This window comes from Winogradskyella aurantia, from assembly GCF_002266855.1.
GTDB classification, from domain to species: Bacteria; Bacteroidota; Bacteroidia; order Flavobacteriales; family Flavobacteriaceae; genus Winogradskyella; species Winogradskyella aurantia.
Map to the genome: position 1 here is coordinate 287355 of NZ_NGJN01000003.1, position 17075 is coordinate 304429.

Annotated in this window: 16 protein-coding genes; 1 reads left to right on the forward strand and 15 read right to left on the reverse strand. The window is 38.2% G+C overall.

Translation table 11 applies throughout. The annotated features are described in order from the left end of the window. Positions 1-47: 47 nt before the first annotated feature. The 3 genes from CA834_RS07145 to CA834_RS07155 all read right to left on the reverse strand — a co-directional run bounded on the left by CA834_RS07145 (position 48) and on the right by CA834_RS07155 (position 2541). Positions 48-1142 (reverse strand): MraY family glycosyltransferase, encoded by a 1095-nt coding sequence (locus CA834_RS07145; protein WP_094967999.1) that lies wholly within the window; start codon positions 1140-1142, stop codon positions 48-50. 68 nt (positions 1143-1210) lie between these two features. Next, positions 1211-1984, reverse strand: a complete 774-nt coding sequence (locus CA834_RS07150; protein WP_094968000.1) for a glycosyltransferase family 2 protein — start codon at positions 1982-1984, stop codon at positions 1211-1213. Between the two features lie 11 nt (positions 1985-1995). Then, the gene (locus CA834_RS07155) at positions 1996-2541 is read right to left on the reverse strand and encodes a WcaF family extracellular polysaccharide biosynthesis acetyltransferase (protein ID WP_094968001.1); all 546 of its coding nucleotides are present in this window, start codon (positions 2539-2541) and stop codon (positions 1996-1998) included. A gap of 1281 nt (positions 2542-3822) precedes the next feature. Here CA834_RS07155 and CA834_RS07160 point away from each other — a divergent pair. Beyond that, positions 3823-4116, forward strand: coding sequence for a GIY-YIG nuclease family protein (locus CA834_RS07160; RefSeq protein WP_094968002.1), 294 nt, complete (start codon positions 3823-3825; stop codon positions 4114-4116). A gap of 840 nt (positions 4117-4956) precedes the next feature. On the opposite strand, the gene CA834_RS07165 is transcribed toward CA834_RS07160, so the two are convergent. From CA834_RS07165 to CA834_RS07220, 12 genes are all read right to left on the reverse strand, one after another. Continuing rightward, complete coding sequence (locus tag CA834_RS07165) at positions 4957-5913, reverse strand: UDP-glucuronic acid decarboxylase family protein (protein ID WP_094968166.1); 957 nt, start codon at positions 5911-5913, stop codon at positions 4957-4959. Positions 5914-6023: 110 nt separating this feature from the next. Continuing rightward, on the reverse strand, positions 6024-7100 hold the full coding sequence (locus CA834_RS07170; protein ID WP_094968003.1) for a glycosyltransferase: 1077 nt from the start codon (positions 7098-7100) through the stop codon (positions 6024-6026). Then, complete coding sequence (locus tag CA834_RS07175) at positions 7100-8173, reverse strand: glycosyltransferase family 4 protein (RefSeq protein ID WP_133085467.1); 1074 nt, start codon at positions 8171-8173, stop codon at positions 7100-7102. Before CA834_RS07175 ends, CA834_RS07170 begins: the two co-directional genes overlap by 1 nt. Before the next feature lie 24 nt (positions 8174-8197). Then, on the reverse strand, positions 8198-9013 hold the full coding sequence (locus tag CA834_RS07180) for a sulfotransferase domain-containing protein (RefSeq protein ID WP_094968005.1): 816 nt from the start codon (positions 9011-9013) through the stop codon (positions 8198-8200). After that, complete coding sequence (locus CA834_RS07185) at positions 9000-10280, reverse strand: hypothetical protein (RefSeq protein ID WP_133085468.1); 1281 nt, start codon at positions 10278-10280, stop codon at positions 9000-9002. The genes CA834_RS07180 and CA834_RS07185 overlap by 14 nt, the downstream gene beginning before the upstream one ends. Further along, the gene (locus tag CA834_RS07190; protein WP_094968007.1) at positions 10277-11545 is read right to left on the reverse strand and encodes a glycosyltransferase family 4 protein; all 1269 of its coding nucleotides are present in this window, start codon (positions 11543-11545) and stop codon (positions 10277-10279) included. Before CA834_RS07190 ends, CA834_RS07185 begins: the two co-directional genes overlap by 4 nt. 7 nt (positions 11546-11552) lie before the next feature. Continuing rightward, positions 11553-12212 (reverse strand): SGNH/GDSL hydrolase family protein, encoded by a 660-nt coding sequence (locus CA834_RS07195; RefSeq protein WP_165764767.1) that lies wholly within the window; start codon positions 12210-12212, stop codon positions 11553-11555. Next, complete coding sequence (locus CA834_RS07200) at positions 12209-12742, reverse strand: acyltransferase (RefSeq protein ID WP_094968009.1); 534 nt, start codon at positions 12740-12742, stop codon at positions 12209-12211. The genes CA834_RS07195 and CA834_RS07200 overlap by 4 nt, the downstream gene beginning before the upstream one ends. Continuing rightward, entirely contained in the window at positions 12739-13866 is a 1128-nt protein-coding gene (locus CA834_RS07205; RefSeq protein ID WP_133085469.1) for a glycosyltransferase family protein, read from the reverse strand. Before CA834_RS07205 ends, CA834_RS07200 begins: the two co-directional genes overlap by 4 nt. A gap of 121 nt (positions 13867-13987) precedes the next feature. After that, positions 13988-15184 (reverse strand): glycosyltransferase, encoded by a 1197-nt coding sequence (locus CA834_RS07210; protein ID WP_094968011.1) that lies wholly within the window; start codon positions 15182-15184, stop codon positions 13988-13990. Further along, positions 15181-16167, reverse strand: a complete 987-nt coding sequence (locus tag CA834_RS07215; protein WP_094968012.1) for a glycosyltransferase family 2 protein — start codon at positions 16165-16167, stop codon at positions 15181-15183. The genes CA834_RS07210 and CA834_RS07215 overlap by 4 nt, the downstream gene beginning before the upstream one ends. A gap of 14 nt (positions 16168-16181) precedes the next feature. Continuing rightward, complete coding sequence (locus CA834_RS07220; RefSeq protein ID WP_094968013.1) at positions 16182-17075, reverse strand: glycosyltransferase family 2 protein; 894 nt, start codon at positions 17073-17075, stop codon at positions 16182-16184.

Below are 17075 nucleotides of genomic sequence, written 5' to 3' on the forward strand. Positions count from 1 at the left end.
AAAGAATAAAATAGCGGGTCTGACATTTGTTTCGTATTCTAGGGCTGTTATCCCCAACTGCGAACCCAATCGTACAAAAAATATAGTGAATACAATAGGGTACCTAAACACAATAGTACCGCTAATTGCCAATGTATATCTAAATTACTTAAGGTAAAGGCGCAAAAAATCAAGATTATATTAATGAGTACTATAATAAGGGTGGTTTGTACATGACTAAAGCCCTTATCTAAAAAGCGATGGTGTAAATGATTCTTGTCGGCTGCAAAGGGACTTTTTTTGTGAACCACCAAGCGGATAAAAAAAATACGCAGGGTATCTAGCAGAGGGAAGAACAGAAACGAAAGTACTAAAACTGGAGACGCATCGTAATATGGTCTCGTTTCTATTAATTCGGAGCTATTAATAAAGCGTACCGCAAATACGGCTATGATAAAGCCCAGTATCATAGAGCCCGTATCTCCCATAAACATTTTATGCCGCCTTGAAAAATTCAGAAACAAAAACGGTAAAATAGCGCCGACCGCCGCTGCTGCCAAGACCACCATACTTATATCCTTGTACTGATAAAAGACATAGGCAAATGCCGCACAGGCCATAAGGGCCAGGGTCCCTGCAAGTCCATCGACACCATCAATGAGGTTAAAGGCATTGATAATAAGTATATAAACAAAAAGGGTAAAGATAACCGAGACCCAGTAGGGCATAATACTGACGCCAAATAACCCGGACAAACCGACAATACGTGTATCCGTAAACACAATGAGTAAGAGTCCTGCCAATAATTGGCCTGTAAATTTTTTTCGTGGGGAAAGAATAAGAATGTCATCCTTTAAGCCTAGGAAAAACAAAATGGTAATACCACCTAAAATCAACAGTAAACTTTTGGTATCCAAAACGGCACCGATTATAGTGATAGCCACTACGATGCTCATAAACATCCCTATACCACCCAAATTGGGAACCGTCCCCGAGTGGCTACTGCGATCATCAGACACGTCCATTAAATGCTTTGCCTTGGCCACATTGATGATGGCGGGGTAACTGGCAATAGAAACCACAATTGCGACGAATGCGGCAAAGGCCATCAAAGCAAAGACATGTTGTTCCGGAACAAAATTCTCTAATAATTCTTTTACCATAATTCAAGTCCTTTTGTCCTTAGGGGATACAAATATCTTTAAATTAATTCGTAAAACACAGCAGAAGCTCATTTTCTTAATGTCATCTTAAAATTAGGAAAAAACTGCTTTATTTTAGATCCGTTTTTCTGAACAATGGTCCACCACGTTCCCAATTGATGTTGCCTAATAGCACGATAGTCTTCCTTACTTTTTTGAATGATATTCCTAAGACTCCTATTACTGGCACCACCCACACGCATCTTTACAATGGTGTCTGGTAAGTACGAAAATCGTAACTCAGGCTGCTTAAAAATGCGCAAAACAAACTCATAGTCGGCGGCAATTCTATAATCCAAATTAAAAGCCCCATAGGTTTGATACACCGTCGACTTTAGGTATAAAGTAGGGTGTGCTGGCATCCAACCTTGTTTTAAGAGGCTTGGCCTAAAGGCTTGACTTATCCAATTTCTAATCACTTTATCGGTATTGTCAGCGGCCACATAGTGCAGATTGCCATAGACCCCATCTACGTTTTGGTCTTTAAAGATTTTTACAATCTGACTTATGATATCCTCTGAGGCTAAAAAATCGTCCGAATGCACAAAACCTATAATGGTACCTGAGGCTTTGGAAATCCCCTTATTTAGGGCATCGTAAATACCCTTATCCCGTTCGGAAATCAATCTAATGTGGTCATAACCATCCGTTAGCGCCCTCACCTTAGCTATGGTATTATCTTTTGAGTTTCCGTCAATAATAAGGTATTCTATATCGGGATAGGATTGCTTAAGGACCGAGCTTATGCATTTACCTACAGTATCCGCAGAGTTATAGGTGGCTGTAATGATAGAGACCTTCATGTGCTAATCGGTTATGCTATATGTCGCGTTTTTTTCTTGAGGGCTGGATTGCCCGCATAAATGCCATAGGCCTCTAGATTCGACGTCGCTACCGACCCCATGGTCAAGATGGCATGGCTACCAAAGCGCACGCCCGGGGCTACCTTAGCCATGGCCCCAACCCAACTGCCCTCCTCCAAATAAATGGGTGCTGTCATTAAATCAAAACTTATGGACTTATAATTGTGGTTTCCACACAATAGTAAGGCACCTTGGGAGATACAGACGTTAGATTCCAAGGTGACCTGATCGAGATTATCAATCCATACCCCTTCGCCTATCCAACAGTGATGCCCAATACTCAGTTTCCACGGGTATTTTATGGTTACTTTAGGTTTTATGACTACCTCTTTCCCGACGTTAGCACCGAAGCCCTTGAGCAAGGCCACTTTTAAACTTGACGAGACATTCCAAGAGGACTGAAAGCAAAGGCTACTCACAATATACCACAAGAGGCGTTTCAATTTTGGGCCTGGTTGGTACCAGCTGTTATTGTATGTAGACAGGTCTGTTTTCAAAGTCTTCGCCTTTCAAAAAACGAATATCGCATTTTATTTTTAAATGATGGGTATATCAAAATGTACTTTTGAATTTTAGGTGCGAGCTTGGAAGCGTGAGACGGAAAAAGATGAGTAGTGAGTAGTGAGTAGTGAGTAGTGAGTAATGAGTAGTGAAAAAAAAGAGAGACGAGAAAAGAGAATCGGAAACAATGCAGAAGACATATCAATATACTTGCTCATATTTCGCAAGCACTCGATGTGACAAAATGAAGTATTGATGTCAGTTCGAGTGGTTTTTTAAAGCACAGCTTTGAAAAATTGTAGCGAAAACTCCTTCTGAAAAATCTCCTTGTATTACATCTCAATATAGTTGCTGATACTTCATGAGCACTCGATGTGACAAAATGAAGTATTGATGTCTGTTCGAGTGGTTTTTTAAAGCACAGCTTTGAAAAATTATATCGAGAACTTTTGATAGCGTATAGCTTTAGATGCATCTCGATACAATTTTGCTCGCATACTCGCAAAATCACTCGATGTGACAAAACATAAATCATGTAATAAATTGATTGAACTGTAAAAAAGAAGATTGATGTCAGTTCGAGTGGAATGGCCTAAGCCATTTTGTATCGAGAACTTATGATAGCGTATAGCTTTAAATGCATCTCGATACAATTTTGCTCGCATACTCGCAAAATCACTCGATGTGACAAAACGTAAAGCATGTAAAAGAGAACGTGACTTGTAACAAAGAAGATCAATGTCAGTTCGAGTGGAATGGCGCAAGCCATTTTGTATCGAGAACTTTTGATAGCGTATAGCTTTAAACGCATCTCGATACAATTTTGCTCGCAAACTCGCAAAATCACTCGATGTGACAAAACGTAAAGCATGTAAAAGAGAAAACGAGTTGTGACAAAATGAAGTATTGATGTCTGTTCGAGTGGTTTTTTAAAGCACAGCTTTGAAAAATTGTATCGAGAACTTTTGATAGCGTATAGGTTTAGATGCATCTCGATACAATTTTGCTCGCCTACTTGCAAAATCACTCGGTGTGACAAAATGAAGTACCGCTGTCAGTTCGAGTAGAATGGCCTAAACCATTTTGTATCGAGAACTTATGATAGCGTATAGCTTTAAATGCATCTCGATACAATTTTGCTCGCCTACTCGCAAAATCACTCGATGTGACAAAATGAAGTATTGATGTCAGTTTGAGTGATTCTGATAAACATCGGAATTGTATCGAGAACCTTTACAGCGTTACAGTTCAAATTTTTAGCTACCTTTTAAGCACCAATGAAACTATATTATGTCTACATACTGGAATGCGGCGATAAATCGCTTTACACGGGAATAACAAATAACCTTGACAGAAGACTTTTGGAACACCAAAAAGGTCAGGATAACTCGTGTTATACCTATTCAAGAAGACCTGTCAAACTTGTTTTTCATGCAGAGTTTACAGATGTAAATATGGCCATTAGTTCCGAAAAACAAATTAAACGTTGGTCCAGGACGAAAAAGATTGCGCTCATTAATAATGAAATTGATAAGCTTCCGAATTTGGCTAAAAAGAAGTTTAATAACTAAATAAGTTGGTTTTAAGCCTATTGATAAAGCTTATGACTTCATCTCGATACACGCACTCGATGTGGCAAAACAATGGGTCATTGTCAGTTCGAGTGGAATGGCGCAAGCCATTTTGTATCGAGAACTTATGATAGCGAATGGCTTTAAACGCATCTCGATACAATGTTGCTCGCATACTCGCAAAATCACTCGATGTGACAAAACGTAAATCATGTGAAAGAGAACACGAGTTGTGACAAAATAAAGTATTGATGTCAGTTCGAGTGGAATGGCGCAAGCCATTTTGTATCGAGAACTTATGATAGCGAATGGCTTTAAACGCATCTCGATACAATGTTGCTCGCATACTCGCAAAATCACTCGATGTGACAAAATGAAGTACTGCTGTCAGTTCGAGTGGAATGGCGCAGGCCATTTTGTATCGAGAACTGCTTATTATAAATCACCTCGTATGACATCTCGATACTATTTTTGTTCGCTCACGCTGCCAAAAATCACTCGATGTGACAAGACGTAAAGCATGTCATAGGAGGTGAGGATTGTAACAAAGAATAAGGATGTCAGTTGGAGTGGTTTTTTAAAACATAGCTTTGAAAAATTGTATCGAGAACGCGTCACCACTTCATCGCATCACTGCATCACCGTCTCACCGCATCGCCACTTCACCACTTCACTGAATCACCGAATAAAAAATCACAAGCAACAAATTAATACATCTTAATACATCTCGATACACTTGCTCATACTTCGCAATCACTCGATGTGATAAAATGAAGTGCCTCTGTCAGTTAAAAAGGAATAGCAATCGTCAATTGACAGAAACAACCATCTCATCTCTCCCTAAACCAAGCTAGGATCTTTCTTCAATAAAGTATCAAAATACGCAATGGTATGGGTTAAGCCTTCCTTTAAATGAACCTTTGGTTCCCAACCGTTGAGTTCTTTTTTTGCTAAGCTGATATCCGGTTGACGTTGCATAGGATCATCTTGTGGTAAGGGTAAAAAGGTCAACTTTGACTTAGACCCCGTAAGTGTCAATACTTCTTTAGCCAACTCCAACATGGTAAACTCTACGGGATTTCCAATATTCACGGGACCGGTAAAACCATCCCTGCTGTTCATCATTCTATAGGTACCTTCCACCAAATCGTCCACATACTGGAAACTACGGGTTTGAGTGCCATCGCCAAAGATGGTGATATCCTCACCCTTGAGGGCCTGAACGATAAAATTAGATACGACACGTCCATCATGCGGATGCATATGTGGGCCGTAGGTATTGAAAATACGAATGATTTTTATATTCACCTTATTTTGATGGTGGTAATCCATAAACAAGGTTTCTGCACAACGTTTACCTTCATCATAGCACGAGCGAAGACCAATAGGGTTTACATTACCCCAATAGGACTCGGGTTGCGGGTGAACACTTGGGTCACCATAGACCTCACTTGTTGAGGCTTGTAATATTTTAGCACCAATGCGTTTGGCCAGGCCTAACATATTAATTGCACCCATAACTGAGGTCTTTACGGTTTTTATGGGATTAAACTGGTAATGTACTGGTGAGGCTGGGCAAGCGAGATTATAAATCTCGTCTACTTCAATCATATAGGGGTTAATGATATCGTGGCGGACCAACTCAAAGTAATGGTGATCCATCAAATGTTCTATATTGCGTTTGGAGCCTGTAAAGTAATTGTCTAAACAGATAACTTCGTTGCCTTCCTTTAATAAGCGCTCACAAAGATGTGAGCCTACAAAACCAGCGCCGCCAGTCACTAAAATGCGTTTCATATTTCGAGTATTGTTTGGAGTGGCTAAAATAGGCATTTTAAGACTTTTGAACTCCTGCACGATATTTTTTTTCAAAGCTAATCCTTTAAAAGGGGTACGTCACAAAACAATCATCTTTTAAGCAACCGACCTAAGGCCTCATATAATTGGTTAGTAACGATGTCATTGGTGTAATTTTTTGCCACAAAGTCTTTAGAAACCCTACCTTTTTCAATTACAGTCTTTATGGGCCATTTAGAAATCTCAATTAAGGTCTCAGCTATAAGTGCCGCATTAGGTTTAACCTCAACAACGCAATTATTTTCAAAAGCTTCTGGAAAATTGCATCCCTCAGAAATTAAAGGTAGCAAGCCATAATCCATAGCCTCTAAAACACTAGACGGAAACCCTTCGCTATAAGACGGCAGCACATAAACATGGCTTTGACTCAGTAAATTATCCTTTTGCGCATTGTAAACTGCACCTAAGTATTCAACATTCGAACATTGTGCTATTAACGGTTCCATTTTAATTAACTCGCCATCGTCTGGTCCAGCGATTTGCAACATATAGTCGGCGTTATTTGCTAAAGGACTCTGAAGCCAACCCTCCAATAACGGCACAATACCCTTCTTGTGATGTAATCGTGCCATAAAAAGTAATCGTAATGGGAATTCAGTCGGCTTACTCATGCTATCCGATGTTGGGTTAATACCGTTAGGTATATGCAGAACTTTACTGTCAAATACCTTCATTAAGTGCATGCGCTCTGGTTTGCTTACCGCTCTAATTATATCTGCCTTTTTTAATAAGGGTTTCTCAATAGTATGGAAGTAAATATTTTTTTTTAGTTTTTTTTGGGCCATAGACCAGGGTTCTAGCATGCCATGTGGTACGGCCATCCATCTGTAGCCTATTTTATTTAAAGCATGGCCTATTTTTGTGGGCCACCGCCAACAGCCGTGTGAAACAATTAGCGTATTTGTTTGATTAATTTTATTGCGCTCAAGCCATGCAAAGATTTCATTTGTTTTTTTAATGGGTATAGGTGTTACCCCAGGATAACTGAACCCATCTTGCTCTGGAAATGCCGCGTAAATTCTAACACCCTTTTCATTAAGTTTACTGGAATTGCACAAAGCCGCATTCCAAATACCATAATTAACTTGACTGACATTATCTATTAAATGAAGGATATAGTTGTGCATTAGCAGAGAAGTTTATTTAAGGATATAGCCCAATGTTGTGGTGTAAATTTTGAAATTCGTTTTGCTGAGCTTAAACCCATTTTATATAATTCAGCTGTATTACACGACTGTAATTGATTTAAAACACCTATCAACTCTTTTTTACTTTCAGCCTTAAAACTATACCCATTATCATAAAGCAAATCAGGTAAGCAACCACAAGCATCCGACAGTATCACGGGTAATGCTGCGGCCATAGCCTCATTCACAACCAGGCCCCAAGGTTCAAAGCGACTCGGCAAAATAAAGCAAGTCGCGTTTTGATATAATAGGGGTAAATCATTATAAGCTTGCCAGTTCAATAACTGAACCTTATCTGGATTTGTGATTTTATCTTTTAAGGTCTCTTTCAGAGGACCACCACCGACGATTTGTAAGTGCCATTTAGAGGCTAATTCAGACGCTTCAAACGCTTCAATAAGAAGGGCTAGGTTTTTTTCTTCAGCATAACGTGCCACACATAATAATAACGGTGTATTGGCCATGGCCTTGGTTATATCCTCCAAACTACGCTCAAATTGAAAATGGGCATTATCCACTACACTGTATCCGGTAGTTACTTGATCTTTTGGAAATCCTAGACGCCTTACAAAATGATGCTCTGCGCGCTGGCCAGAGACAAAGATACCTTTAACAAAATGTCTTAAAAACCACCCTTTTATGGCGTCAACTAAGGCATTACTTGGATACCAGGACTCTGCAAACATATAGGTCCTTATCCCTTTTAATTTTAACCAAAGGGTAAACCACAAATACACAGGTTTCCCATATCCCGACAAGACCACTTTATCAATCTCATTGGCTGCAACAATTTGCTTGAATCTTTGAAATCGTCGCCATATATCCCATTGGTCCGCTGCCTTATCCGATAAAACAAAATGACTGTTATGGGCCGTGTTCTGCCATTTATAAAGCTTATCCCCTGAGCCTAAATCTGCCGTATATAGGCTATCTTCGAGATTCATTGCCCTGTAGGCCTCGACACGACTGCGATGATAATCCCCCATTCTGTCCCAAACAATTAAAATTTTCAATTTTTAGGTGTTTTATAGTTAAGGTTATTTATTTTTTATTGGGTAACCCAAATCTGTTAATGTTGAACCAGCCATATCATTTATAAAGTTTAAATCCTGTTTGGAAAAAGCAGTATCTGAATTTAATTTCGTTATACCATTATGTGAGGCTAAAATAGCAGTATTATTAGGATAACTTGAAAATAAACGCTGCCACCTAATTTTCCATTTGTTATAGGTCTTTGGTGGTAGTAATGGCACATATCTAATAGATTTTAGGCTAAGAAAAACATCTAATTGATCTAAAACAGATTCAGTGTTATCAATTATATCTTCATAGGACAACATCAAATTACTCGTTCTAGAACGTTGATGCTGCACTTCATTGAGCCAAAAATGTACACGGTTGGGTGAATTGGCAAAAGGTTGTCTGATAAATGCACTTAAGGACACACCTTTGCCCGCATTTTCGAAGGATTGCATATAGATATAAGTAGAGCACAATACATCATATAAGTTTCTGTATATGTAAATTGATTTACATTTCGATAAATAATGCATCCAATCTGGAAACTTGATTTTGAGCAGTCCCTCGGAGTAGCAGTGGTATTTTACCAGTGGTGCTTCACAAGACGCTAAAACTCGCAAGCCTTTCTTTTCAATTTTATCAATATCAGCTTTAGCATCCAATAAGCCCTCTATTGAAAAATACAAATCATCTAAACCTCTGTCCCATGTCTTTTTAATTGCACACTCCTTATATTGTCTCCTCAATAAATCTATTAATAAATGTGTACCCGACCTAGGGTGACTATTAACCACCAAAGGACTCGTGTTTTTAGGAAACTTAGGCAATGACATAACTTCTTTTTAAGTGCTTATGGTAACTGTAAATAAATAAAAATACCGGCCAAAACGACATCCCAATAAAGGCGTAAATCCCCGGTAAATCGCCACCTCTTAACAAGGGGATGAGTGAGGCCACAATGACCCCTTTGATTAAAAACCTTAAATTAGACCGATAGGATTTGGCCAAATACAACAACCAAGCGAGTAACTTGGCATAGACTATAGAAAATAGTATAATACCAGTCACACCGCCTTCACCATAAAAGGACCCATAGATACTTTGTGAAATGCCTACGGTCTCCTCCTCCGCATCATTTAAACCTAATTTATTGGCATAGCCCCCAAGGGGCTTTTCTGGCCACCAGGCTCTAGGGATGGGCCGTAATAATATTTCCACATGCTCTGTACCCCATGAAAAATCTAAAAACTGCGGATACACATCTAACACCATCATAAACCCATCGAGCATATTTTGGTCTTCTGTAATCAATGCGCGTTCTGTGGCTAGGGCTAGTTTCTCTTCCCAGGAAATTGCCGACAGGTTGGTCTCCCTGGCCACCCCTAATAAAGAAAAAAAAAGCACAATGCCAAGAGCTCCAGGCAAAATATAGCGTAACTTGCGCAATGGACGCATATCCTTAAACACCAAAAAACTAATACCTATCGCCCAAGACAAAAACACAAACCGCGATGATGGGGCATAGGATGAAAGTATACCGATAATTAAAAAAATAATAACTGGAAGTCTTTGATTGCTTTTTAACCGAGCTGAAATCAGAATTAAAGCCATTAATAAATTAAACCCTCCCAATCCGAATTTAAGCAAGTTTAAATAGCCTTGTCCTAAGGCTCCAGAGCCACTACCAGCGAGCGCAGCGTTCACCACTAAAAACACAAAAAAACCTGCCGTTATGTACGGCATTTTTTTGGTGATAAACTCTGATAGGTTTTGGTCATTGTCAACGGGGTCTTTTTCTTTCCTTTGATAGCGCGACGCAAATCTCATGTAAAAGAAAGTCAACACCGCTGTACCCAAAAACATGTAGTTCATAGCTACATTAGCCGATTCATCGTTGAGATTAAAAATATCAAACGTATAATTTACCACAACATAATCTAAAACCCCTTCCTGTATAAGGCTAAACCTTAAAATGGCAACCGTGTAATAGAACAATGCGAGAATTAAAGGGATTTCATCATTTTTACGCAAATAATACCACACCCCTATCCCTATAAAGAGGGCCGAACAAATCTGTAATACCTGAAAGCTAAACATCATAATTGGGGTTTAACGGTATCATTCGACCTTAAAACCATAAGCTGTTCTAATTGATCTTTAAGCCTAGCCTTATAATGCTGCCAGGTTAAGGATTGTATGGCGTCTTTGGCTTTAGAGGATAGGGTTAGATATTGCTCCTCCTTTAATTTCAAGATGTTGTCAAAAACTTGACGTAACCCTGATATTGACCTAATATCCACTAAAAATCCATTCTCTTCATGGCTAATCAACTCTGCACCATAGGTGTGCTTTGTAGTCACCACAGGGAGACCTGCAGCCATGGCCTCTATAATGACTAAACCAAAGCCCTCAAAAATAGAAGGTAAGACCAAAAAGTCAAAATTTTTGTACAGGGTAAAGAGCTCAGTCTGGCTTACGGGACCATGATAACACACATCAGCTTCATAAGCCTTAAATGCTTCGCCACTACCCTGAACATGACCGTAAATATGTAATTCTATTTCAGAAGAATCATAGGATTTAATCGCCTCGAGTAAATACTTTATGCCTTTTCGTTGGGTTACGGTACCTGCATAGAGCAGTTTTATAGGTTTTTTATACTTTGCCTCTCGCTTTGAAGCCACCTCAGCCACTTCAACCCCAAGTGGCAAGTATAAGATTTTTGGTTCTGGTACGCCTACCTCAAGTAAGGTTGCTTTGGTAAATTCTGAGGCGGCAACCACATAATCCGCTAAATGCGGTTCTTCGATCAGGCGGTCTTCATAGGCTTTTGGAAAGCGAAGATTATCTATGGAATCGGCCCACTCGGGCTGTAACTTTTGCTCCTCTCCTAAAATTCGTTTCGCCGCCACCACATGAGCTGTGGCTAATTCAATGACGGTAATCATCCCTGCCTTTCTGGCGGCTTTTAAAGACTTGTAACAAGAGCCTTGAAAACCCCAAAATAACTTATCCTTAAGGTCTTCTCGTTTTGCGCGTTTTTCAATTTGCTGAGCGACATAGGCGTCAAACTTCACATCCCTGTTGTATACGGCATTTTGTGTTTTTATAGATTTTCCGTATAGCTTACGAAATAGAATCTCCTTCAACTCAAAACGCCAGTTCGCATTAATTTGATCACCGCTTAAACCCGTTACAAAGCGTCTTGTAAAATAGTTGTTCTTGGTTCTTAAAAAAAACCTTTGTAGACCTTTATACCGCACGTAGGCACTGGTATAAAATGTGTCGAGTACTCCTAATTGGTCCATTGCCTTAGCGACCTGATAGCTGTGTTGTTTGCCGGAATGCGATAAAACTATTTTCAATCTTAATTTATTCTTTTAATGCCTTTTGAATTTCCTGCCCCCATAATTCTAGACCTTTATTGTTCAAATGAACCCCATCAGTAGTATATTTTTTCAACAAAACACCATCTGAAGAAATAAACTTATTTAAGTCGATGTAGGCAATATCATTTTCACTTACAAGATTTAAAATTTGACTATTAAAAATATCTATATGTTTGTTTATCTGCAGATTAGATGTGTACGGGATAAGGGTAATCAGTGGTTGCGAATTACCTTTTAAAATTTCAACTATAAGTTTTGAATATTCATCTTTAAATAAATCCTTATTATTATATCCATTTTCACTTAAAAAAATATCATTGGTTCCAGCAAGAACTATGACAAATTGAGGGTTATATGAAAGCGCCTTGTTTAATGTCGCTTTAACCTGAACCAAGGTATTACCATTTTGACCTAAATTTTTTGTTGAAAAGAAACCAACATCAATGTAAGACGAAAATGATCTTCCTGCTGCTACGTTTGAATCACCAATAAAAACGATATCAATATTATTTATTTTTGAGTACCACTCGACAAGAACTTCATGAAAGATGAATCTTATATATTCATTTTTTATAAAAACCACCGTAATAGGTAAACTAATAATGAAATATATTACCAAAAGATATCTAAATATTTTTTTCACTCTAAAAATGGCTTATAATTAATGGTGTAACTTAAATTATTTGTTCTCATTTTTAAAAATTCCGCAGGATTACCCGCAACTATATGTTTGGACTCCACAGATTTATGCACAACAGCAGCAGCAGCAACCACGGCTCCTGTTTTAAGACAAACGTTGGGCAGAATTGTTGCCCCAGAGGCAATCCAGACATGGTCCTCTATAACCACATCCCCGCCATACAAGGCATGAGTCTGATCGTGTGGATTATGACCTAGGGTCCACACTTTTGTATACGGTCCAATATCCACATTATTATGAATAATTACTTTATATCTGCGACCATCCAAATAGCAATACTGATTAATGATGCTATGATCTCCTATTGCAATATTCCAAAAACAAGGAATTTTGGTGTGCATTAAAATCACGGCAGAGCCAGAAATATTTTTATTGAATAAGCGTAAAAACCCTCTTCTTAGACCATGTATAGGGATATGCGTAATAACCTCATTGAACAAAAAATTTAAAATCGCCCCGCCGTATCGCTTCATCGCTGATTAAAATGTTTTAGTGTAATCTCAATATTATGTGCCCAAGACGCATAAGCGCTATAAGCTTCCCAATTGGCCGCTAAAGGTACTTGATTTTTATCCCATTCTAAAAACTTTTCTTCCAAGGCTTTAGGATCATCAGCAGGAATAAAATCCGCTAAACGAAATTGTTGACAGATCTGGTACAAGGCACTCTCTGTTTTGGAGACCAGCAGATGCGGTGCAAATGGCGCTGCCATATTTAATATACCACTTTGAGAGGTAAAGCTACGGGCATAATTTAAAAGTAAAACATCGGTATGCTTTAAAACACTATTCATTTCTGCATCTGTTAAATATTTGTTCACCCAAGTGATTTGATGTGCCACGTTATGCACCTTGGCCAAGGTCTTAAGATGCTCTATGGAATAGGCAGAACTGGCGTTTTGACCAGCAATAAGCAAATGCAAATTATTACACTTTTGCAATGCAAGGATGGCCATTTCATAATTTTTTTCTCGTCTAATATTACCCAAAATAGTGCAAACTGTTGATTTGGATTGCAGTGTTTTTAGCTCCGCTGAAAGGACCTTGTTTTCTGTTTTTGACGTCTCATATAGGCCATGTGGTATTGAAAAATACCGCACATTATTATTGTAATACCATTTATTAGGCAACACCTCGTGGTACATACCCCAATCCATTAAACTCATAATGCAGCGCATCGTTAAGCCCGACAACCCTTTAAAGGAAAAATAGGCGTCGCGGTCTGGATCGTGCAAAATAACGGCAAAGCGGTGTTTTAGGCGCAATAGATAAAACAAAGGCACCCAAATAAAGGCCGTCAATTGATCAAAATCGTTAAATACAACAATAGAGGATTTTTTAAATAGTAAATGCTTAAAAAACAAAAATGGATTTATGAACGATCGCCATCCAAAATATATTTTTTTTAGAAGCCTATTTTTTGTCTTTGGCACATCGGGCAATAATAGTAGTTGCCTATTTACATTAGTACTCGCAAGGGCATTAGAGGGCAAAACAAGACTACAAGGGATATTACGCCTTTGGTATTCCTTTAGAATACAATGCGCATAGTTGTAATTACCGCCGAAGGAGTTGGGATTGTAAATGATGACTTTCAAATTCTTAATCTAATGCATTTTAATTTGTTTCTTTATGCTGAGGCCTTGTTAATCATTAAATTAAGTGCACTAAATAATCTAAGCGGATGTTACCTTATTACGTTAAATCGACTGGCATAGATCATTCACCATTTAAGAGTTGCTCACAAAAATTGATGGGTTCAAAATAGGCTATAGATATTGCCTTTTTTTCAGTTGCCTGTTTCTTATAGGCATTAAAATTACTAATCATTTCTTTAATAGCCATAACCAAATCATCCACAGACTCATCCCTGATGCCAATCCCTGCTCCATAGGTACTAATAGTCTCTTGCAACCAGCCACCCTTGGTAAAGACACAAGGTATCCCCATATTAGTGGCCTCAATAGCCACGCGAGATACACGTGCATAATAGGAGGCATTTCTATAGGGCAAGAGCATAATATCAGTTCGCTTGAGAAGTGACTGGTATTCTGACGAATTTAATGGTTTATCAATAATACTAACTTGATTGGAAGTTTTTAGTGCCTCATTAATGGGACACAACTCTCCATTAGGCAAAACAAAATCATCGGTCCATTGTATACTAAAATGAGCTTTAGGAACCTCTTGCATACTTAAAACTTCTAGTATGGCCTCTTGTAATAGATCTGAGCCTTTTTCATAGCGCGCAAAACCATAACAGGCCAAATGCAACTGGTCATTTAATACTTGTTCTTGCTCTAGATTAAAGGGGACGGGATGCGGGAACAATTGAAATTTCACCCCTGAGATGTGTTCAAACTCCGTTTTTGCAGCTTTGGTCTCAACACCCATTACCACTTGGCCAGAATGCACATAAGGCTTAAATTTAGCTAGGAGATACCCTAAAATTTTGCTGGATTTAGGATAGCTGATTTTTTGTGTGTCTGAATTGTACATTCCAGGATTTGTGACAAAAAACAAACACAGTTTTTTAATCTGTTGCGGATAAATCTTTAAAAGAACATACCAGGCTAATAGGTGATGCACCGTTACGGTAGGGCAAAAGACAAAATCGAACGCAGTGTGCTTTATGGTTTTTGTGATGGCTCGGAAAGCGCGGATACTATGCAATACAAACCCATAATAATGCTCACCAGGTAACTTTTTCTTTCCCGAATCTAAATAGCGGGCATGCTTAAACACTGGTAAGCACTTTAACTCTTTTTTGATTTCTTGGTCAACAGCTTTATGACAGGCAACTTGAGTGCTCCAACCTAGGTTATCAGCTTCCTTTGCGATATGCTTAATGTACTCAAACCAATGTGCTTTGAGATCCCTTAGTGATTCTTCTACAATTAATAATTTTTTACTCATGGCATCAATGTATAGCCTAATTGATTAATTAACTGCTTTTGCTCTACTACCAGTTCTTTAGTGCAATAGGCTCTTGACCAACGATGGCCCTGTATGCGTTGTTGAAATCCTAGGGTTAATCGTTTTTTAAGTGACAACATCCTAAAATAAAATTTAGACTTCTTAATATAACCATTTAATACCTCATCCTCAATCCCAATTTTTTTCAATGCCTCACTTAAAACAAATAGTTGCAATTGAAAACTTGCCTCATTATAAATATCTAGCGCTTTTGAATAGCCAAATAATTTCTTATAAAAATAAAGACGGTCTTTAAGTTTCCTTACATCAGAAGCGCCAGCATGGGTTAGTTTATCTTCATTACCTAAGCGGTATAATAGCAATGATTCTTGTTCAAAAACCACTTTGGCATTTGCAAGTAAAAAGCGAACAAACAAATCTCCATCTTCCATGACTTTCATCTGTTCGTCATACAGCCCTACTTGTAAGAGTGATCCTTTGCGAATCAAGGTTTGCTGAAACACCATAGACCATTCTGTAAGAAACCAATACAACAGTGATTTTGAAGATGGCACGCCTTGCATCTGTAGCACTACGTTTTCTGCCTTAAATTTAGTGTCATTAAACCAACCTCTCACCCATGGCCCTATGACCAGATCAGCATTTTGATTAATTAAATTATTGACTTGTACTTCCAGTTTGTTCAATGATGGAATATCATCGCTGTCCATAAAGCTAATAAAATCACCCGATGAATTTAAAAACCCGTTGTTTCTAGCAGCTGCTGGACCCAGGTTCTCTTGTGTTATCACCGTAATTCTAGAGCCATATTGTTGTAACACCTCTAATGAATTATCGGTTGAGCCGTCATCGACTACAATGACTTCAAACGGTTTCAAGGTCTGGTTCAGTACGGCATCCAAGGTACGCTTTATGACTTTTGATCGGTTATAATTGGGTATGATGACAGATACTTTATGCATTTATAACTTATAATCTATTTGAAAAAATATCTCAATTGTTGGGTATAATACGATAGCTCAACTTCTGAATTCCCTCTGACCAATAAGCGTTGAAGCACAAATGTTAAAACATAAAAGAAGGCGTAGGTATCGCTTTTTAAAACCCTAAGTGTTTTAACAAAGTTAGGGAAGGCCCATTGCTTATATTTCTCTATATACTTTCTTGTGTCAGATGCACCATGTAAATGAAAGATTTTTGGCTCTGGGGTGAACACTACTTTTAAACCTAAGTTTTGTTTAATATACATACACCATTGGAGATCTTCTCCATACATAAAAAAATCATCGTGCAGTTTTTTGTTAGGAAACTGATTTAGTACAGCTCTAGAAAACATAAAGAAAGTCCCCCAAATCCAATCCCCCTCCTGTGGTGTTTTATAGTCAAATTTGTCACCGAGTTTATAAGTATCTTGGTGATATCTCTTAACAAACTTTTCAATTCTACAAATGGAAATGAGATTTTGCCTAATTGAAGGAAAGCGTCCCAAAACTCCCTGAGGGGTTTTATCCAAATTTAGTACGGAACAGGTAAGACAACCTATTTTTTTATCACTGTTTAATTGCTCAAAGGCCAATTTCACAGCATTATTAATTAAAATAGTATCACTATTCAGCAATAACAAAACACTACCTCTAGAGTGCTTTATGCCCAAATTATTACCGCCTGAAAAGCCTAAATTCTCTTTAGATTTAATTAACCTTATAAGCGGAAAGCGACTGATAAACTTCTCTGGATTTATCTCAGATGATGCGTTATCTACAACTATAACCTCAAAGCTAACACCACTTGTGTTCTCAAAAACCGAAGCTAAACAATTACAAGTAACCTCAAAGGTATTATAATTAACTATGATTATTGAGACATCCAT